Source organism: Bacillus sp. FSL E2-8900 (assembly GCF_037966225.1).
Lineage (GTDB): Bacteria > Bacillota > Bacilli > Bacillales > Bacillaceae_G > Bacillus_A > Bacillus_A cereus.
This window is the reverse complement of record NZ_CP150193.1, coordinates 2,630,873-2,648,883: the sequence shown is the minus strand read 5'-3', so window position 1 is coordinate 2,648,883 and position 18,011 is coordinate 2,630,873. Positions and strand designations below refer to the sequence as shown.

Here is an 18,011-nt window from a genome sequence, read left to right as displayed (position 1 = left end):
ACTAAGAGATGATGGGCTTTGATGCAAAAGGGAATCTTGAGAATTCACTTTTCTATTAATAAAAAAAGGTAGTGTATGAATACATAAGATTCATACACTACCTTTTTATTATGATAATACTTTCGTCATAAGTATGTGCGGAATGCCATCTTCCATAAATATATCAGAAGAAGTTTGATAACCTAGTTTTGTATAAAATCCTTCAGCTTGTGTTTGACCGTGTAGTTTCACTTTTGTAACTTGTTTGTTACGAGCAAGTTCTTCTAACGTTTGAATGATGACTTTACCTAATCCGTATGTACGATAATCTTTTAAAATACAAATACGTTCTAATTTTCCGACACCATCAACAAATCGTATACGCCCTGTGCCTACAGGAAGCTCATGATAATAAACTAAAATATGTTTACATTGCTCTCCGATTTCATCGAATGTATCAAATTCATCTGCAAGAGGGACACCTTGTTCTTTTACAAATACTTCTTTTCGAATATGAAAGGCAGTTTCTAAATCAGCAAGTTCTGTTATAAGTTTGGATTGCAAAATGTTCAGTCCTTTCTAGTGTAATCAGTTTACGTTTTCCTAGTATATCATAATAAAGCACTATTAAGAGAAGAAGAACATACTAAAAAGCCAACTTTAAAAAGTTAGCTTTTATTACAATTTCTTTATCCCATTTTTAGTACCAATAATTGCTGTACTCGTCATACTTATAAACAACCCTGTTTCAACTACACCAGTAATCATTTTTAATTGAGTGTGTAAATGGGCAGGATTAGAAATATGATTAGGGAATATACAATCGATAATCATGTTATTGTTATCGGTTATATAGGTTTCATTGTTTTTCAAACGTAATGTGGTTTGACACCCTAAAGACTGAATTTTATTTTCGGTTTGTTTCCATGAAAAAGGGATGATTTCAACAGGTAATGGAAAATTACCTAAATGTGTTACAAATTTCGATTCATCAGCAATGATAATTAGTTTTTTAGAGGAAGAGGCAACGATTTTTTCACGAAGTAATGCACCACCACCGCCTTTTATAAGTTGTAAATTTGAATCAATTTCATCCGCTCCATCAATTGTAAGATCAAGGCTTTGTACGTCGTTTAACGAAATTAGGGGGATATTTAGTTGCTGTGCTAATGCTTCAGTTTCCTTTGATGTCGGTACAGCTTGAAATGATAATCCTTCTTTTACACGTTCACCTAATTTTTGTATTGTCCAATATACAGTAGAACCTGTACCAAGCCCAATTTTCATGCCATCATTTACAAAGTTAGCAGCATATTCGCCAGCGAGCTGTTTTAAATTCATCACTTTACTCCGCCGGGCGTGGCCCAGCATCAAGACCTGAATTTTCAACTGTAAGTACCGGACGAACGACTATATCTTTATGTACACGCATTTGACAAGATAATCGTAAATGATCTTCAATTCCTTTTTCCGTCATTGCATGTTTCTCATTCGCACTCGCTTCACAGAAATCACCTGCTAGTATTTCTACTCTACAAGTTGTACAACGTGCATTCCCGCCGCAACGATGAAGAATGTTGACACCGCTATCTTCAATTGCTAATACTAACTTTGTTCCTTCTTTCACATCAAAAGTTCCCGTACCTTCAATTGTTAATTTTGGCAAATTTGTTCCTCCTCACGTAAAATTGTACATAACATATTTATGACCGCGAATTATTGAACATAAACATTATTTTTTTATATCCCCGTAACTTTTTTTAATGTTGAATCGTTTATTAAGTAAGCGCTGAAAAGGAGTGGTTATTTTGTGCACAAAAGTAACTCATGTTTCAAAGAACCATATCGATATGAATCATTCAAATATAAACTTTTTAATTAAACAATATGGAGAGTTAAAAAGATACTGTACTTTTTTAACGAAAAACAAATGGGATGGGGAAGATCTCGCCCAAGAAACAGTGTGTAAAGTGCTTCAAAAATATAGAAATAAAGATATTTGTATGACACTCGTCTATAAAATAGCAAGAAATCGTTGGTTAGATCAGATGAAGTCTAAGTCTGTTCATGAAAAAATAAGAGGACAAATCACTTTTGAAGAACCACATGAGAACATTGCAGATTTGCATGAAATGGTAGGGAAAGTATTGTCTTCATTAAATGTACAGCAATCCGCAATTTTATTATTAAAAGATGTTTTTCAATATAGTATCGCTGATATTGCTAAAGTGTGTTCTGTATCAGAAGGTGCAGTGAAAGCTTCTTTATTTCGGAGTAGAAATAGGCTGAAAACTGTAAGTGAAGAAGGGATTGAGATAGTCGAATTCACAGAGGATATTGAAGTTGTTGTAACATCTATTCGTGAGGAAAGACCGGAATTATTAACGAAGCTTCTTCCGACAATAGATTTTACTAAGTTACCATCTAAACAGCCAGTCTTATTATTTAATGTGAAAAACCCTTCTTCCTACAGTTATATGCTTTACGCAGCATAACAAGTATTGGAGGGATTTAAAATGAATGCAATTCCATATGTAGTAGAACAAACAAAATTAGGAGAACGTTCCTATGATATATATTCAAGGTTATTGAAAGACCGCATTATTATTATCGGCTCAGAAATTAATGATCAAGTAGCGAGTAGTGTCGTAGCGCAATTATTATTTTTAGAAGCAGAAGATGCAGAAAAAGATATATTCTTATACATCAATAGCCCTGGCGGTTCAACGACAGCAGGTTTTGCAATATTAGATACGATGAATTTAATTAAACCAGATGTGCAAACGCTATGCATGGGCTTTGCGGCATCATTCGGTGCATTGTTATTATTATCAGGAGCAAAAGGAAAACGGTTTGCTCTCCCTAACAGTGAAATTATGATTCATCAGCCGCTTGGTGGTGCACAAGGGCAAGCAACAGAAATTGAAATAACTGCGAAAAGAATATTAAAGTTAAAGCATGATATTAATAAAATGATTGCAGAAAAAACAGGCCAACCGATTGAAAGAGTAGCACATGATACAGAAAGAGATTATTTTATGACTGCAGAAGAAGCGAAGGCATATGGGATTGTAGATGACGTTGTTACGAAAAAATAAGTTAAAAACAGGCTAGAGGATATGCTAACCCTCTAGCCTATTTTTATTAATCTTTTACCCATTCATCAACTAGCGCTTGATTCTTCTTAATCCATTTTCGCGCCGCTTCTTCGGGATCTTTCGTTTTATTTAACTCGACCATTAACGTACCAAGCTGTTCATCGTTCATCTTCCATTTGTCAAAGTATTTTATGATATCCGGATGGTCTTTTTCGAAACCTTTACGAACAGAGTAATAAATGTCATCTTTTTCACCATATACTTTCTTAGGGTCTTTTAAATATTTTAAGTCAAATTCTGAAAAGCCCCAATGCGGATTCCAAAGCGTAACAGCGATTGGCTTCTTTTTCGTATATGCTTTCTTTAGTTCACTCATCATCGCAGCTTCAGAGGATTGGACAAGTTTTAGTTTTATATCATATTCTTTCATTGCTTTATTCGTTAAATTCATAAGACTACTACCGGGTTCGATACCGACAATTTTATTCTCTAGTTCATCTTTATGAGCATTTAAATCTTCGATACTGTTTATGTTTTTCATATAAGAAGGGACGACTAAACCTAGTCCAGTACCTTCGTACCATTTTGATTTTAAGACAATATCATCTTTATAACGATCGTTTAGCGGTTTATCTGTAACTGGTAGCCATACTTCTAAATTCGCATCAACATCACCACGAGCGACACCAGTCCAAATTGCGGCTTTTTCTAAATACATGAGCTCAACTTTGTAGCCTTTTTCTTCTAATAAAACTTTCCACATGTTTGCGGTTGCAATATTTTCTTTCCAACTTGTTACACCAAGTTTAATTTTTCCTTTCGAATTTGCATTTGTTGCATTACATGAAGTGAAAATCATAGTAATAAATAATGCAAGGCATATAAACCAAATTTTCTTTCGCATCGAAAACCTCCTAAGTAACGTTTGCCTTATAAAATAAATGTATAAGTAAGCATTCTTATTATGAACGGAAACGAGAATTTTAAAGAAATCTTATGAATGTCATTTTTATGTAATATTTCTTTGTAAAATCGCAACACTATGTGAATAGATGGGTAGAAAAGGAGTAGTGACATGGATAATACAAAGGTGCGTGTTGAAAACGTAACAAAAGTATTCGGGAAACATCCGCAAAGGGCCCTTTCCTTATTAAAAGAAGGAAAAAGTAAATCGGAAATTTTAAAAGAGACAGGAATGAACGTTGGGGTGAAAAAAGCAACGTTTGAAGTTTACTCTGGAGAGATTTTCGTTATTATGGGTTTGTCTGGTAGCGGGAAATCTACGCTAGTTCGTATGTTAAATCAATTGATTAAACCAACTGCAGGTCATATATACATAGATGGTGAAGACATCGCAACGATGGGAAAAGAAGAGTTACGGAGAGTAAGAAGAACGAAAATGAGTATGGTATTTCAGAAATTCGCTCTATTTCCGCATCGTACAGTTATACAAAATGTTGCATATGGTTTAGAAATACAAGGGGTTCCGGTTGAAGAGCGAGAGAAAAAAGCGTTAGAATCGCTACAGTTAGTAGGACTCGATCATCATAAAGATAATTACCCAAGTCAACTTAGTGGTGGTATGCAACAGCGCGTTGGAATCGCAAGGGCACTAACGAATAATCCAGATGTATTACTAATGGACGAGTCATTCAGTGCATTAGATCCACTTATTCGAAAAGAAATGCAAGATGAATTGTTAGAGTTACAAGATAAAATGGAAAAAACGATTATATTTATTACGCATGATTTAGATGAAGCGCTTCGAATTGGAGATCGTATCGCATTAATGAAAGATGGAGAAATCGTCCAAATTGGAACACCAGAAGAAATTATGATGAGCCCCGCTAATGAATTTGTAGAAAAGTTTGTTGCGGATGTGAATTTAGGAAAAGTAATTACGGCGGAGTCTATTTTAAAACGACCAGAAACTTTATTAATTGATCGTGGACCTCGTGTAGCCCTTCAAATTATGAGGAATGCAGGTGTTTCAACTGTATATGTTGTAAACAAAAAGTATGAGTTTTTAGGTATATTAACTGCGGATGATGCGAGTAAAGCAGTACAAAAACAGTGGCCGATTGCTGATTTATTACTTAATGATATTCCGCATGTGTATTTGGATACTTTACTGGAAGAGACATATGCAAAAATGGCAGAGATGAAATATCCGTTACCAGTAATCGATGAGAAGAAAAGGCTAAGAGGAATTATTAAACGTGAAAGTGTCATTCAAGCTCTTGCAGGAAACATTGAGGAAGAGGTGAAAGACGATGAATAGTATACCGCGGATTCCATTAGGGGAATGGGTCGACTCATTTGTTGCAAGTTTATATGAGCACTTTGAAGGCTTATTCCGAGGATTCTCTTATATTATTGGCGGATTTGTTGATTTACTCACTAATTTTTTAACAATAATACCCGCCATATTGATGATTATTATCTTATGTTTCCTCATTTGGTACACAACGAGGAAATTATCTTTAGTCATTTTTACGCTTATTGGATTATTATTTATTTTGAATATTAACTACTGGGCACAAACGATGCAAACATTGGCACTCGTACTTACGTCTGTTATTATTTCAATTATTGTCGGAATTCCAATTGGTATATTAGCATCTCAAAATGAACGTTTCTCAAAATTTTTAAAACCAACATTAGATTTTATGCAAACAATGCCTGCATTCGTATACCTTATTCCAGCGATTACATTTTTCGGAGTAGGTGTAGTACCTGGAATTATTGCATCAGTAATCTTTGCAATGCCACCGACAATTCGTTTTACTGACTTAGGAATTAGACAAGTTCCAGAAGATTTAATTGAAGCAGCGAATGCGTTTGGATCCACGGCATCACAAAAACTATTTAAAGTACAATTACCACTTGCAACCGGAACGATTATGGCTGGTGTGAACCAAAGCATTATGCTTTCGTTATCGATGGTTGTAACAGCATCACTTGTAGGAGCTCCAGGACTTGGAGTTGATGTATATCGCTCTGTAACACAAGTTAATATCGGAATGGGATTTGAAGCTGGATTAGCTATCGTAGTAATCGCAATTATATTAGATCGAATTACACAAGGGTTCCATACGAAAAGAAAATAATGAATAAAAAACACACTTTTATAATACAAAGTGTGTTTTTTATTGCATCCAGATCACATACGAACGATAACAGAACCTCCAGCTGGTGCACAAACTTGGTTTTTTTGTTGTTCCATTGATTTAATTAATTGATTATTTTCCTCGATTAATGAGATTAATTTAGTTAATTGATTTTCAAGACTTGCAATACGCTGCATCATATATTGTGAATCATGATGCAATGTATTCCTTGCGGGATGAGGGGAATAAACATACTGTTGATTTATATTTGGATTCCAATGAGGATACATTTGAATCGTTCCTCCTTCAATAAATTACGAAGCTTTCTTATAGTAAATGCCTATGTATAATTAATAGTTACTTGAAAATTTTCCAATATAAAAGGAGTATGTACAGAAAATGGAAAATATTATATGTGAAGTTACAGTACATTTTTTGGAAATATTTAAGCGAGATAGTGCGTATATTAATACATTCAAGTAAATGTATGTTATTTAGGGAGAAATGGTGGGAGGAGATGTGATTTTGGCTAAAAATAAAAAAAGAAATGATGCTTTGGCAATAGGTGTCGGTATAGGGGTTGTAATTGGTGTATTTCAAGGGCACTTTACAAATAATTTAGTAATCGGAATTGTAATTGGGATTATAATTGTGATTGCGTTTTTGAAGAAATAATGAGATGTAAATTCATTTCAAAAATTGTTGTATCAAAAGAATGAAAATTCGGAATACGAAACCTGTTTTTCCTTTTTTTGTGATATTATATATGAAAAGGAAGGTGATGGATATGTCAACAAACAATCAAATAGAACAAAACTGTTTCATTTGCAAAAAACATATAGGAAATATTATAGTTCCAGGTGGAGCTATTTACGAAGATGAACTCGTTTACGTTGGACATGTCCACTGGGATAGTGAAGAAACATACCTGGGTTATGTAATGATAGATATAAAAAGACATGTACCTGGCCTTGCTGAACTAACAGATGAAGAAGCGAAAGCGTTCGGACTTATAACAAGTAGAGTAAGTAAAGCGCTAAAAGAAAGCGAAGGTGCAGAGCATATTTACACTTTTGTTTCAGGAAATGGTGTACCACATATGCATATGCACATTATTCCGCGTTATCCGAATACACCAAAAGAGTTTTGGTCACCAACCGAGATAGCGAAATGGACTGGCGCACCATATGGTGACGAAGAGAAAATAAAAAAACTATGTGAAAGAATACGAAAGTATATGGTAAATGAGTATGCATACAACAAATAATACACAATATTCATGGGTTGGAAATATAGAAATGTGTTTAGGAGAAATTTCAGTTAAACAATATGGTGATATTGTACTTGGTAAATATGGCGGGAATAAAAGTGCTGGAGCGAAAAAGAATGAAGATGGTGCATTAGTTTGGTCAAATGGTGAATGGGAATTTGCAGCTATATTAGATGGACATAATAGTGCAGAAAGTGTTGATTTAGTAGTAAATACAATCGAAAAAGAATATGAAAATATAAAAGTAATTTTGAATGAACCAATTAATACAGTGTTTCAATCTGTTGAAAATCATATACTGACAATTTTTCAGGCATCTTCATTTAAGGAAAAGTGCAAAAAAATTAAAGGTGAAACAGCTTGCTTACTATGTGTAAGGAAAGAAAATTATATATGGTGGCTTTCTATCGGTGATTGTTTAGTGTATGTATTTCATGAAGAGTTACATAAGTTAGGACAATATGCATTAAATCAACGTCATTTTTACGAATGGATTGGAAATGTAAACACATTTGATTTACCTGTTCCTTGCTATTCATCAGGTATTCGTGAATTACGTACTGGAAAGAACCGAATTGTAATGGTGACAGATGGAGTATTAGAATGCGGGGAACGCCGATATGAAATACCTGTAAATTTGTATAATGCTATGAACAGAAATGATAAAACACTTAAAGAAAATATTCACAATGTTTTAGAACACGTGCATCATCAGTTGGGACGTGATAGTGCGACAATTATTAGTTGGGACGTAGAAAATAAAAGGAATGCTACGTATCCGAGTGATCAGCCGGAGAAAAGGTAAAGGAGGAAACATCACTGTTTTGGGTTAAAGGAATTTTATTAATAGTATGGATTATATCCTTAGTTGTTTTTGAAAAAGTAGTGAGGAAAAAACTAAATATACCGAAACAAACAGACTGGAATAGTAAATATGTAAACAACTTTCATAAATGGGGCACTAGGGCTCTTATTATTTCTTATATAATTTTTACGATGATATGTGCTACTTTAAATCCCGTTTATATTAGTAATTTACCCATTTTATTTTTAATAACTTTATACTGCTTTCAATCATTTATGGAGTGGAAATTTGATAAAGAATCGAGGGAATATGTCATTTCTTTAGGAACGGTTCCGCTATTAGTAATAACAGGAATTATTCTTAATTTTTTCTTTTATACCTATTGGATTTAATCATATGTGGAATGAATGGGGAGACAAAATGAAAAATCCTAAATTACGTGCTGAAGCAATGATTTTAAATGAAGATCATTCTAAAGTACTTGTACAATGCGATGAAAATGAATCATTTTATCGTTTTCCAGTTGGCTCTATTGAATTTGGTGAAACGTCAAAAGAAGCAATAATTCGAGAGTTAATAGAAGAATACGATTTGAAAGTTGATGTTCAAGAGTTAGCAATTGTAAATGAACACATTTTTGAGTGGGACAACGAAAAAGGTCATCATTGTACATTGATACACTGGGGGACTGTTGAAAAAATCATTACAAATGAAATAAGGCATAAAGAGCATGAGGATATTATATTAATTTGGAAAAGTCTAGAGGAATTACAGGAGAAGCCGACATATCCTGAAGGCATCATAAGTTATTTAGAAGGGGATAACCGTAATATAGTCCAATTTATTTCAAGTAATTAAATGAAATAATAGGAGGGGTGAAAATGGGAGGTTCTACTTTTTGGATTATAACTATTGTTTTTTGTATAGCTGTCTATTTTCTCGATAAGTTTTTAAGAAAAAATTGAATATGCCCAAGGGTGGTTTTTGGGGATATAAAAAACATGTAAATAGTTTACATAAAAAATTGGAAATAGGACTACTTTTTATTTATTTAATAACTAGCTTTATGTTTATCTTTAAATTTGAAAGTATTAATATTGCTTATGTCATTTTTACTTATTTAGGTGGGACGTTAATCTTAAGAGCATTGATGGAATGGAAGTATGATAGAGAGTCGAAAGAATATATATTTTCGGTAATTGGGGTATTCACGTTTATTTTTATGACTTCGATACTATTTTACTTCTTTCCACCTGCTGTATAATAAAAATTTGATAGTACAAATAATGAAATAACTAATAAACAAGAAACCATTTACTACTAAATGGTTTCTTGTTTATTTAAGCATTTATTTTAGTTAATATAGATGTAATGAAATTAGTTTTATCCTCTGCATACTTATGTTTATCAGTAGGATTAGCTTGTGAAAGTTGAATCTTTAACTGTTCATACTGCATGCGTGCAGTTTTATTGTCTATTAAGTAATCACGAAATTGTAATTGTTCTATTAAATATGTATTCCCTTGTTCATACATATGAATTTGATGAGTTCTTGGTTCACCTTTATTAAAATAGTATCTTTCGGGTAATACTTCTTTTCTATATTTATAGTTTAGTAGTTCTAACTTTTTAATACAATGTATACCGTCCGTATAATTTTCTAATTCAATTGCTATATCAATAATTGGCTTTGCACTTAAATATGGAATAGAAGTACTACCAATATGGTGTATCGCTAAAATATGTTCGCCAATTTGTTCCTCAATGAGTTGTTTCTCTTTCATAAACTCAATTTCCCATTCTTCAGTCCACGGCACTAAAAACACTTTCCCATACGGTAAACCTAACATTTAATTAGCATCCCTTTCAAAATAGTTTTCAAAAAGTTTATTACATTTTCTTAAAGCTTCTCAAAACAAGATATTCCCACAATCTCCAAGGAAGAATCTTCTTCGCAAAGATCATAAATTTCACACCTTTACCGATTGGATATCGTAAATTTGTACGCTTAGATTCAGCAATTTCTACAATTTTATTAGCAACATCTATCGGATTACCAAATGTATCACTGCCGCTATTAATATGTTTTTGTATTTTATCCATATACTCTTTGTAAGGAGATGTTGTATCAGATTGGTTTTCAGCGAGTTGTTTCCCAACCTCCCATATGTTTGTGTTATAAGAACCTGGTTCAATTAAAGCAACATCTATTCCAAAAGGTTTTACTTCTAAGCGAAGTGATTCACTCCAGCCTTCTAATGCATATTTTGAAGATACATAAGGAGATAAACCAGGGAATCCAACTTGGCCGCTAATGCTGCTAATATTAATGATTTTTCCACTTCTTTGTTTTCTCATATACGGTAAGACAAGCTGGGTAATTGATATAGCCCCAAATAGGTTCGTTTCAAATTGTTTGCGGTATTCCTCTACTGGAATTTCTTCTACAAAGCCCCCATTTGCATATCCTGCGTTATTAACAAGAAGGTCTACTTTTTGTATTTCTTTTAAAAATAATTGGAAGTTATGTATAGAATTTTGATCGGTTACATCTAATTGTTGAACTTTTATATTTTGCTGTAAGTTAAGTTGAGTAACTTGAGATATTAAGCGCACTTGTTTTTCAAGGTTTCGCATTGTAGCGATAACTAAATAATTTTTTTTTGCGAGTTCGAGTGTAGTTAATAGTCCAAATCCACTTGAGGCTCCTGTAATTATTGCGATTTTTTTATTCATTTTTCGCCAGCTTTCTTTTTCTTTTATCATAACGAGTTATGATAAGAAAATCTATTATTCTTACATTCAGTATGAAATCAATTTGTATGCAAAAAAGGGGATTATAGGGAATGAGCGTATATAGAGTAGTGTATATTAATATGATAATGAAATGAGGGAAGAAAAATGGTCCATGTGAAAGATGTATTAGCAGATCAGTTATTAGCAAATGCGAATGATCCCAGTTGGTATATGCCATTTTCAGATGCAGTTAAGGATTTATCTGAGAGGGAAGCTTTCTGGAAACCGAATGAAGAGTGTAATAGTATAGCCGAAATCGTACAACATTTACTGTATTGGAACTCTACGTGGCAAACTAGGTATAAAGAATCACATGTTAATGCAGTACCCGCTATAGGAGATAATAATAAAAGTTTTATGCTTTCAGATAATCAAACTTTCGATGAATTACGGGAAAAACTACTAGAAAAACTGCTACAATGGCAAACTCTCATAAATGAAGAAAAGGTTGAAAGTGATGTAGTGGGATTTCCTGTTTCTGCAAAATGGTGGGAAGTGTTAGCGAATGTAACAACTCATAATGCATATCATATTGGCCAAATTATTTACATCCGAAAATTACAGCAGAGCTTTGATAATGAATAAGATAATAGTTCTCAAATTAGGTGAACAAAAGTGGACAAAACGAGACATCTGTCTCATTTTGTCCACTTTTTTATTATGAAAGAAAAGAGAAAACCTATTAAATCAAGGATTAGAATTTGGCACGGTACTTGCAATATAAAAGATGATCAAGAAAATAGGAGGGCTGGACATGTTAAAAACAACTGAAAGTAAAGGGAATGAAATTACGAAAGAACAAGCTCGTTGGATGTATGAAAAAATGTTAGAGATTCGTAAGTTTGAAGATAAGGTACATGAATTGTTCGCGCAAGGCGTTTTGCCAGGTTTCGTTCATTTATACGCAGGTGAAGAAGCGGTAGCAGTTGGTGTATGTGCCCACTTAACGGATAGTGACAGTATTACAAGTACACATAGAGGTCATGGACATTGTATCGCAAAAGGTTGTGATTTAAATGGTATGATGGCTGAACTTTTCGGGAAAGCGACAGGATTATGTAAAGGTAAAGGCGGTTCCATGCATATTGCGGATTTAGATAAAGGAATGCTTGGTGCTAATGGCATTGTAGGCGGGGGTTTCCCACTTGCTTGCGGTTCAGCATTGACAGCTAAATATAAAGGAACAAAAGATGTAAGTGTTTGTTTCTTCGGTGACGGAGCAAATAATGAAGGAACATTCCATGAAGGGGTTAATTTAGCGGCGATTTGGAAGTTACCAGTTATTTTTATTGCAGAAAATAACGGTTACGGTGAAGCAACTACATTTGAATATGCTTCAAGTTGTGATTCTATTGCGGATCGTGCAAAAGCTTATAATATTCCAGGCGTTCAAGTAGATGGAAAAGATCTTCTAGCTGTATATAAAGCTGCTGCAGAAGCAGTGGAACGTGCGCGTAATGGTGATGGTCCAACAATTATTGAATGTATGACATATCGTAATTACGGTCATTTTGAAGGTGAAGCGCAAACATATAAAACATCAGAAGAAAAAGAAGAACATTTAAATGAAAAAGATGCGATTGTGAATTTCCGTAAGCATTTAATTCATGAAGGTTTATTAACGGAATCTGAACTTGTTGATATGGAAAAAGCAGTAGATGATGCAGTACAAAGATCCATTGAATTTAGTGAAAATAGTCCATACCCAGACGATGAAGAATTATTAAAAGATGTATACGTTTCTTACAAATAAGAGGAGGGTGAAAAATTATGACTAGAACAGTAAGTATGTCAACTGCAATTAATGAAGCGATGAAAATCTCAATGCGTCGTGATGAAAATGTAATTTTAATAGGTGAAGATGTTGCAGGCGGTGCACAAGTTGATCATCTGCAAGATGATGAAGCTTGGGGTGGTGTTCTTGGTGTTACGAAAGGACTTGTACAAGAGTTTGGCCGAAATCGTATATTGGATACACCAATTTCTGAAGCGGGTTATATGGGAGCTGCGATGGCAGCTGCTGCAACTGGGTTACGTCCGATAGCTGAGTTAATGTTTAATGATTTTATCGGTAGTTGTCTTGACCAAGTATTAAACCAAGGTGCGAAATTCCGTTATATGTTTGGAGGTAAAGCAAAAGTACCCGTTACAGTACGTACGATGCATGGTGCTGGTTTTAGTGCAGCAGCTCAGCATTCACAAAGTTTGTACGCATTATTTACGAGCATACCAGGTATTAAAGTTGTTGTTCCTTCCACGCCGTATGATGCAAAAGGCTTATTATTAGCAGCAATTGAAGATGATGATCCAGTAATCTTCTTTGAAGATAAAACACTTTACAATATGAAAGGTGAAGTGCCGGAAGGGTATTATACAATTCCTTTAGGAAAAGCAGATATTAAACGAGAAGGTTCTGATGTAACAATTGTCGCAATCGGAAAACAAGTTCATACAGCACTTGCAGCTGCAAAGCAATTATCGAAAAAGGGGCTTGAAGTAGAAGTAATTGATCCACGATCTTTATCACCGCTTGATGAAGATACTATTTTATCATCTGTTGAAAAAACAAATCGTCTTATCGTTATTGACGAAGCGAATCCAAGATGTAGTATCGCAACAGATATTGCGGCAATTGTAGCGGATAAAGGTTTTGATTTGTTAGATGCACCTATTAAACGAATTACAGCACCACATACACCTGTTCCGTTCTCACCACCACTTGAAAAGTTGTATTTGCCAACGCCAGAAAAAGTAATGGAAACTGTATCAGAAATGATTGGAGACCAATCTTTATTACATGTGTAATAAAACGATGAGAAGGGAGAGAGACACATGGCTGTAGAAGTTGTAATGCCGAAGTTAGGTATGGCGATGAAAGAAGGTATTATTACGAGCTGGAATATTAAAGCAGGCGATAATGTAGCAAAAGGAGAACTGATTGCTAGTATTAATTCAGAAAAAATTGAAACGGAAATTGAAGCGCCAGCTGATGGTACGGTACTTGATATAGCTGTAAGTGAAGATGAAGGAGTGCCGCCTGGTACTGTAATTTGCTACATCGGTAAACCGAATGAAAAAGTAGAAATGCAGGAAAGCACACATGTTATAGAAGAAAAAACATCTAATATAGAAGTACAAAATGTACAAAATCAAGAACCAAATGGGAAAGAAGTATCGAAGCAAAGAATTAAAATTTCACCTGTAGCGAAGAAAATTGCAAAGTCTGAAAATCTGGATATCAAGGCATTAGTTGGTACAGGTCCTGGCGGAAGGATTACAAAGGCAGATGTATTAAAGGCGCTAGAAGAAAGAGTAGCAAATCCAGAAGTACCTGAACAAGAAGAAAGTACAGTCGTTCCTGTTACTGGTATGAGAAAAGCAATTGCGAGTCGTATGCATGCAAGCTTACAAAATAGTGCGCAATTAACATTAACGATGAAAGTAGATGTTACAGATTTAGTTGCATTACATAAAGACATAGCGGAAGTTGTACAAAAACGATACGAAAACAAACTAACCATTACGGATTTCGTTTCTCGTGCTGTTGTATTAGCGCTTAGAGAGCATAAAGAAATGAACAGCGCTTATATAGATGATGCAATTCATCAATTTGAACATGTGCATTTAGGCATAGCAGTCGCATTAGAAAAAGGATTAGTCGTTCCAGCTATTCGCTTTGCAAATAATTTATCTTTAGTAGAGTTGTCTAAAGAGATTAAGGATATGGCACAAAAGGCGCGAGCAGGTAGCTTAAGTAGTGATGATATGCACGGAACGACATTTACAATTAGTAATTTAGGTAGCTTTGGTATTGAATATTTCACACCTGTATTAAATACACCTGAGACTGGTATTTTAGGTATTGGCGCAATTGAACATGTTCCTGTATATAAAGGGAAAAAATTAAAAAAAGGTAGTATGTTACCTTTAAGTTTAACATTCGATCATCGTGTACTAGACGGTGCACCAGCAGCTGCATTTTTACGCACAATTAAATATTATTTAGAAGAACCTATAACAATTCTTTTATAAAGAGAAGGTGAGAGAATGAGTAAATTAGTTGTAATTGGAGGCGGACCAGCTGGATATGTAGCGGCAATTACCGCGGCTCAAAATGGAAAAGAGGTCACTCTTATTGATGAAGCTGACCTTGGCGGAACGTGTTTAAATGTTGGGTGTATGCCGACGAAATCATTGTTAGAAAGTGCAGAAGTGCATGACATTGTGAGAAAAGCGAATGATTATGGGGTTACGCTTAATACAGGAAGTATATCAATTGATTGGGATCAAATACAGGCAAGGAAATCACAAATCGTAATGCAACTCGTCCAAGGAATACAATATTTAATGAAGAAAAATAAAATTAAAGTTGTAAAAGGAAAAGCGAAATTCGAAACGGATCATCGTGTGCGAGTTGTACAAGGAAATAAAGAAGAAGTAGTGGATGGAGAGAGGTTTATTATCGCAGCTGGTTCCGAACCTACAGAATTACCATTCGCTCCGTTTGATGGAAAATGGATTTTAAATAGTAGCCATGCGATGTCTCTTGAAAGTGTACCATCTTCATTGTTAATCGTTGGCGGTGGTGTAATAGGATGTGAGTTTGCAAGTATTTATAGTCGCCTTGGGACAAAAGTTACGATTGTTGAAATGGCACCGCAATTATTACCAGGTGAAGATGAAGATATCGCACATATTTTAAGAGAGAAATTAGAAAGTGATGGCGTAGAAATATTTACAGGAGCTGCTTTAAAAGGATTAAATAATTATAAGAAGCAAGCTTCATTTGAATATGAAGGTAGTATCCAAGAAGCTAACCCGGAATATGTTCTCATTTCTGTCGGCCGAAAACCACGTGTACAACAATTAGATTTAGAAAAAGCAGGGGTTCAGTTTTCAAATAAAGGGATTGCTGTGAACGAACATATGCAAACGAACGTATCACATATTTACGCAGCTGGTGATGTGATCGGTGGAATTCAGCTTGCTCACGTTGCCTTCCATGAAGGAACGACAGCAGCATTACACGCAAGTGGAGAAGACGTGAAAGTAAATTATCACGCTGTGCCTCGATGTATATACACAGCTCCAGAAATAGCTAGTGTCGGGTTAAGTGAAAAAGGTGCAAGAGAACAATATGGTGATATTCTCATCGGAGAATTTCCTTTTACAGCGAACGGAAAAGCTCTTATTTTAGGAGAACAAGTAGGGAAAGTAAAAGTCATTGTGGAACCTAAATACCAAGAAATTGTAGGGATTTCTATTATCGGTCCTTATGCAACTGAACTTATTGGTCAAGGAACCGTAATGATTCATACAGAAGTTACCGCTGATATAATGAGAGATTATATTGCAGCACATCCAACTTTATCTGAGGCGATTCATGAAGCGTTAATGCAAGCAGTAGGACATGCTGTACATGCTTAAATAGAAATATGATAAACCACTATTCTCTAAATGAAAGAGAGAATAGTGGTTTGAATTTTTATAGAAGAAATTAAATGTCTTATTACTATTTAATTTCAATCGCTGAAGTAATATCGTTCCAATCAGCAGCTAAATTAGCAGTTTTACCGTACCAATCAGCATGTTTAAATAAAACGCCTTTTCCATATCCTTGTGTTGAAGTGTGCTCCCAAAGTGTCGTTGAATAACTTGCAGAAGGTGACGCTGTACTTACAGAAGAAATTCTGTCATTCCAGCTAGATGGTAAGTTTTTAAAGCCGCTACTCCAGTAAATATATTGGCCACCTTTATCTTTATGTTCATAAAAATCAGTACTACCAGCACCGCTACCTAAAGGATTAATTTTATTTTTAATTGCTTTTTTATCCTTTTCAATATACGCATCTAATGTTTCACGACTAGTAAAACCGTAAGCTAGCCAATCTCCATTTTCATTTTGCTCTGGTAATACCATAGTAATTTGGATATTTTTCTTATCCTGATCATTTAATTTTGCAAATGAATTAACATTTTGTTCATCCACTTTTAAATAATCAAATGACTTAATTGTGTTGCTTTTTTCTTCAGCACTTACCGCACCTAGTCCTCCAGTTAATGCAAAACCCGCTACTAATGTTCCTGCTACTAATTTCTTCAACATATAACCATCCCTTTTTGTTTGAATTTTTGTACAGGTGAATCTTGTACAGCTAAAATGTATTATAATTTTATACTTTTGTAAATATTCTGAAGTTTTAGAAATAATAGGCGGAATATTTACAGTTTTACATTTTTTCTTTAGAAAAAATAGTTATTGGAATGATATAATAAGTGGATATATTGTTTTTACTGGATGTAAAGATGTTTTAGGAGAGGTGTCATTGAAATATTTTACAAGAGATTGGTATAAAAAAATGCAAGTTTTAGAATTTGTAAGTTTTATAGAGTCTATAAAAGAATGGTCAGAAATGGATATAAAAAGTTTAAAGGAAGAAATAGAGGAAAGGAAAATAGATTTATTAAAATTCCTTCCTGAATCGATATACTCAATTATACAAAACATCACAACTAATTCAAAATACCCATCTGGTGAACTGAAAAAACGTATGCGAGAGTGGTCAACAGATTATGAGAAAAGAGTGGCACAATTAGATCAATCATACGTAGAATATTTTAATTCCATTGAGAAAAAACTTCCGTCAAACGTCGCTCAGTTACACAAGACATCACTACACGATAGTGTAATTAAAGTAGTAAAGAGAGAATCAGAAGATACTTTGTCTATCGTATTAGATTGCAGTGGTACTTTTAGTGAATTTGATAAACTTGAAGTAACCTTTATAGGAGTAACAAAGTGTTCTATGCCGGAAAACTTTGAAAATGCTTGGTGGTTATATCATGAAATAGCTCTTACTGAAGATGGTTTTGAACTAGGTGTTTTATTTGACTCTCCATTTAGAGAAGTGACGATTTTCGCGGCAGATGTATTACTTGTGAAGAAATAATGT

Annotated in this window: 23 protein-coding genes and 1 pseudogene; 16 read left to right on the top strand and 8 right to left on the bottom strand. The window is 34.2% G+C overall.

Going from position 1 to position 18,011, the window contains the following annotated elements:
* Positions 1-108: 108 nt before the first annotated feature.
* The 3 genes from NST90_RS13545 to NST90_RS13535 form a co-directional block, all read right to left on the bottom strand.
* Positions 109-543: a GNAT family N-acetyltransferase gene (locus NST90_RS13545; RefSeq protein ID WP_001190865.1), complete on the bottom strand. Its 435-nt coding sequence runs from the start codon at positions 541-543 to the stop codon at positions 109-111.
* 114 nt (positions 544-657) lie between these two features.
* Complete coding sequence (gene rpiA, locus NST90_RS13540; RefSeq protein WP_025709469.1) at positions 658-1,320, bottom strand: ribose 5-phosphate isomerase A; 663 nt, start codon at positions 1,318-1,320, stop codon at positions 658-660.
* Positions 1,321-1,324: 4 nt separating this feature from the next.
* Positions 1,325-1,645 carry a 2Fe-2S iron-sulfur cluster-binding protein gene (locus NST90_RS13535; protein WP_001125395.1) on the bottom strand — a complete coding sequence of 107 codons (321 nt, stop codon included), beginning with the start codon at positions 1,643-1,645 and terminating at the stop codon, positions 1,325-1,327.
* A 142-nt stretch (positions 1,646-1,787) separates the two neighbouring features.
* Between NST90_RS13535 and NST90_RS13530 the strand changes: the two genes are divergently transcribed.
* Positions 1,788-2,474 (top strand): RNA polymerase subunit sigma-70, encoded by a 687-nt coding sequence (locus NST90_RS13530; RefSeq protein WP_030025885.1) that lies wholly within the window; start codon positions 1,788-1,790, stop codon positions 2,472-2,474.
* A 21-nt stretch (positions 2,475-2,495) separates the two neighbouring features.
* Positions 2,496-3,077, top strand: a complete 582-nt coding sequence (gene clpP / locus NST90_RS13525) for an ATP-dependent Clp endopeptidase proteolytic subunit ClpP (RefSeq protein WP_000991610.1) — start codon at positions 2,496-2,498, stop codon at positions 3,075-3,077.
* A 46-nt stretch (positions 3,078-3,123) separates the two neighbouring features.
* Here clpP and NST90_RS13520 read toward each other — a convergent pair whose 3' ends face one another.
* A complete protein-coding gene (locus NST90_RS13520) occupies positions 3,124-3,981 on the bottom strand; it encodes a glycine betaine ABC transporter substrate-binding protein (RefSeq protein ID WP_001227620.1) in 858 nt (285 codons plus the stop codon).
* 171 nt (positions 3,982-4,152) lie between these two features.
* On the opposite strand from NST90_RS13520, the gene NST90_RS13515 reads away from it, so the two are divergent.
* Both NST90_RS13515 and NST90_RS13510 read left to right on the top strand, forming a co-directional pair.
* The gene (locus tag NST90_RS13515) at positions 4,153-5,358 is read left to right on the top strand and encodes a glycine betaine/L-proline ABC transporter ATP-binding protein (RefSeq protein WP_000370606.1); all 1,206 of its coding nucleotides are present in this window, start codon (positions 4,153-4,155) and stop codon (positions 5,356-5,358) included.
* Positions 5,351-6,187, top strand: a complete 837-nt coding sequence (locus NST90_RS13510; RefSeq protein ID WP_001084760.1) for a proline/glycine betaine ABC transporter permease — start codon at positions 5,351-5,353, stop codon at positions 6,185-6,187. Before NST90_RS13515 ends, NST90_RS13510 begins: the two co-directional genes overlap by 8 nt.
* A 53-nt stretch (positions 6,188-6,240) precedes the next feature.
* On the opposite strand, the gene NST90_RS13505 is transcribed toward NST90_RS13510, so the two are convergent.
* Positions 6,241-6,477, bottom strand: a complete 237-nt coding sequence (locus NST90_RS13505) for a hypothetical protein (RefSeq protein WP_000283222.1) — start codon at positions 6,475-6,477, stop codon at positions 6,241-6,243.
* A 217-nt stretch (positions 6,478-6,694) separates the two neighbouring features.
* Between NST90_RS13505 and NST90_RS13500 the strand changes: the two genes are divergently transcribed.
* From NST90_RS13500 to NST90_RS13475, 6 genes and pseudogenes are all read left to right on the top strand, one after another.
* Complete coding sequence (locus NST90_RS13500; RefSeq protein WP_002196584.1) at positions 6,695-6,862, top strand: hypothetical protein; 168 nt, start codon at positions 6,695-6,697, stop codon at positions 6,860-6,862.
* Between the two features lie 91 nt (positions 6,863-6,953).
* The gene (locus NST90_RS13495) at positions 6,954-7,454 is read left to right on the top strand and encodes an HIT family protein (protein WP_002005170.1); all 501 of its coding nucleotides are present in this window, start codon (positions 6,954-6,956) and stop codon (positions 7,452-7,454) included.
* Entirely contained in the window at positions 7,438-8,262 is an 825-nt protein-coding gene (locus NST90_RS13490; protein ID WP_000557603.1) for a PP2C family serine/threonine-protein phosphatase, read from the top strand. Before NST90_RS13495 ends, NST90_RS13490 begins: the two co-directional genes overlap by 17 nt.
* Positions 8,263-8,315: 53 nt before the next feature.
* Entirely contained in the window at positions 8,316-8,654 is a 339-nt protein-coding gene (locus NST90_RS13485; protein WP_074628857.1) for a DUF4181 domain-containing protein, read from the top strand.
* Positions 8,655-8,682: 28 nt separating this feature from the next.
* On the top strand, positions 8,683-9,120 hold the full coding sequence (locus tag NST90_RS13480) for an NUDIX domain-containing protein (RefSeq protein ID WP_046392804.1): 438 nt from the start codon (positions 8,683-8,685) through the stop codon (positions 9,118-9,120).
* Between the two features lie 23 nt (positions 9,121-9,143).
* Positions 9,144-9,526: pseudogene (locus tag NST90_RS13475) on the top strand (DUF4181 domain-containing protein).
* Between the two features lie 76 nt (positions 9,527-9,602).
* Here NST90_RS13475 and NST90_RS13470 read toward each other — a convergent pair.
* Positions 9,603-10,112 carry a GrpB family protein gene (locus tag NST90_RS13470; RefSeq protein ID WP_000901213.1) on the bottom strand — a complete coding sequence of 170 codons (510 nt, stop codon included), beginning with the start codon at positions 10,110-10,112 and terminating at the stop codon, positions 9,603-9,605.
* A gap of 40 nt (positions 10,113-10,152) precedes the next feature.
* Positions 10,153-10,998, bottom strand: coding sequence for an oxidoreductase (locus NST90_RS13465; protein WP_048535453.1), 846 nt, complete (start codon positions 10,996-10,998; stop codon positions 10,153-10,155).
* 165 nt (positions 10,999-11,163) lie between these two features.
* Here NST90_RS13465 and NST90_RS13460 point away from each other — a divergent pair, with 165 nt between their 5' ends.
* From NST90_RS13460 to lpdA, 5 genes are all read left to right on the top strand, one after another.
* A complete protein-coding gene (locus NST90_RS13460; RefSeq protein WP_006924308.1) occupies positions 11,164-11,643 on the top strand; it encodes a DinB family protein in 480 nt (159 codons plus the stop codon).
* 169 nt (positions 11,644-11,812) lie between these two features.
* The gene (acoA, locus tag NST90_RS13455; RefSeq protein ID WP_000921275.1) at positions 11,813-12,811 is read left to right on the top strand and encodes an acetoin:2,6-dichlorophenolindophenol oxidoreductase subunit alpha; all 999 of its coding nucleotides are present in this window, start codon (positions 11,813-11,815) and stop codon (positions 12,809-12,811) included.
* Between the two features lie 17 nt (positions 12,812-12,828).
* Positions 12,829-13,863 (top strand): acetoin:2,6-dichlorophenolindophenol oxidoreductase subunit beta, encoded by a 1,035-nt coding sequence (gene acoB / locus NST90_RS13450; RefSeq protein WP_098528874.1) that lies wholly within the window; start codon positions 12,829-12,831, stop codon positions 13,861-13,863.
* Between the two features lie 27 nt (positions 13,864-13,890).
* The gene (locus tag NST90_RS13445; protein ID WP_000257765.1) at positions 13,891-15,090 is read left to right on the top strand and encodes a dihydrolipoamide acetyltransferase family protein; all 1,200 of its coding nucleotides are present in this window, start codon (positions 13,891-13,893) and stop codon (positions 15,088-15,090) included.
* Positions 15,091-15,105: 15 nt separating this feature from the next.
* Positions 15,106-16,485: a dihydrolipoyl dehydrogenase gene (lpdA, locus tag NST90_RS13440; RefSeq protein ID WP_000041211.1), complete on the top strand. Its 1,380-nt coding sequence runs from the start codon at positions 15,106-15,108 to the stop codon at positions 16,483-16,485.
* An 85-nt stretch (positions 16,486-16,570) separates the two neighbouring features.
* Here lpdA and NST90_RS13435 read toward each other — a convergent pair whose 3' ends face one another.
* Positions 16,571-17,164 carry a hypothetical protein gene (locus NST90_RS13435; RefSeq protein ID WP_000914430.1) on the bottom strand — a complete coding sequence of 198 codons (594 nt, stop codon included), beginning with the start codon at positions 17,162-17,164 and terminating at the stop codon, positions 16,571-16,573.
* A 220-nt stretch (positions 17,165-17,384) separates the two neighbouring features.
* Between NST90_RS13435 and NST90_RS13430 the strand changes: the two genes are divergently transcribed.
* On the top strand, positions 17,385-18,008 hold the full coding sequence (locus NST90_RS13430) for a DUF4085 domain-containing protein (RefSeq protein ID WP_000873444.1): 624 nt from the start codon (positions 17,385-17,387) through the stop codon (positions 18,006-18,008).
* Positions 18,009-18,011: the final 3 nt, after the last annotated feature.

Coding starts and splice junctions, on each gene's coding strand:
- NST90_RS13465 (WP_048535453.1), bottom strand. CDS start 10,998: ATGAATAAAAAAATCGCAATAATTACAGGAGCCTCAAGTGGATTTGGA.
- clpP (WP_000991610.1), top strand. CDS start 2,496: ATGAATGCAATTCCATATGTAGTAGAACAAACAAAATTAGGAGAACGT.
- acoA (WP_000921275.1), top strand. CDS start 11,813: ATGTTAAAAACAACTGAAAGTAAAGGGAATGAAATTACGAAAGAACAA.
- NST90_RS13510 (WP_001084760.1), top strand. CDS start 5,351: ATGAATAGTATACCGCGGATTCCATTAGGGGAATGGGTCGACTCATTT.
- NST90_RS13470 (WP_000901213.1), bottom strand. CDS start 10,112: ATGTTAGGTTTACCGTATGGGAAAGTGTTTTTAGTGCCGTGGACTGAA.
- NST90_RS13515 (WP_000370606.1), top strand. CDS start 4,153: ATGGATAATACAAAGGTGCGTGTTGAAAACGTAACAAAAGTATTCGGG.
- NST90_RS13490 (WP_000557603.1), top strand. CDS start 7,438: ATGCATACAACAAATAATACACAATATTCATGGGTTGGAAATATAGAA.
- NST90_RS13480 (WP_046392804.1), top strand. CDS start 8,683: ATGAAAAATCCTAAATTACGTGCTGAAGCAATGATTTTAAATGAAGAT.
- rpiA (WP_025709469.1), bottom strand. CDS start 1,320: ATGAATTTAAAACAGCTCGCTGGCGAATATGCTGCTAACTTTGTAAAT.
- lpdA (WP_000041211.1), top strand. CDS start 15,106: ATGAGTAAATTAGTTGTAATTGGAGGCGGACCAGCTGGATATGTAGCG.
- NST90_RS13520 (WP_001227620.1), bottom strand. CDS start 3,981: ATGCGAAAGAAAATTTGGTTTATATGCCTTGCATTATTTATTACTATG.
- NST90_RS13435 (WP_000914430.1), bottom strand. CDS start 17,164: ATGTTGAAGAAATTAGTAGCAGGAACATTAGTAGCGGGTTTTGCATTA.
- acoB (WP_098528874.1), top strand. CDS start 12,829: ATGACTAGAACAGTAAGTATGTCAACTGCAATTAATGAAGCGATGAAA.
- NST90_RS13445 (WP_000257765.1), top strand. CDS start 13,891: ATGGCTGTAGAAGTTGTAATGCCGAAGTTAGGTATGGCGATGAAAGAA.
- NST90_RS13505 (WP_000283222.1), bottom strand. CDS start 6,477: ATGTATCCTCATTGGAATCCAAATATAAATCAACAGTATGTTTATTCC.
- NST90_RS13495 (WP_002005170.1), top strand. CDS start 6,954: ATGAAAAGGAAGGTGATGGATATGTCAACAAACAATCAAATAGAACAA.
- NST90_RS13460 (WP_006924308.1), top strand. CDS start 11,164: ATGGTCCATGTGAAAGATGTATTAGCAGATCAGTTATTAGCAAATGCG.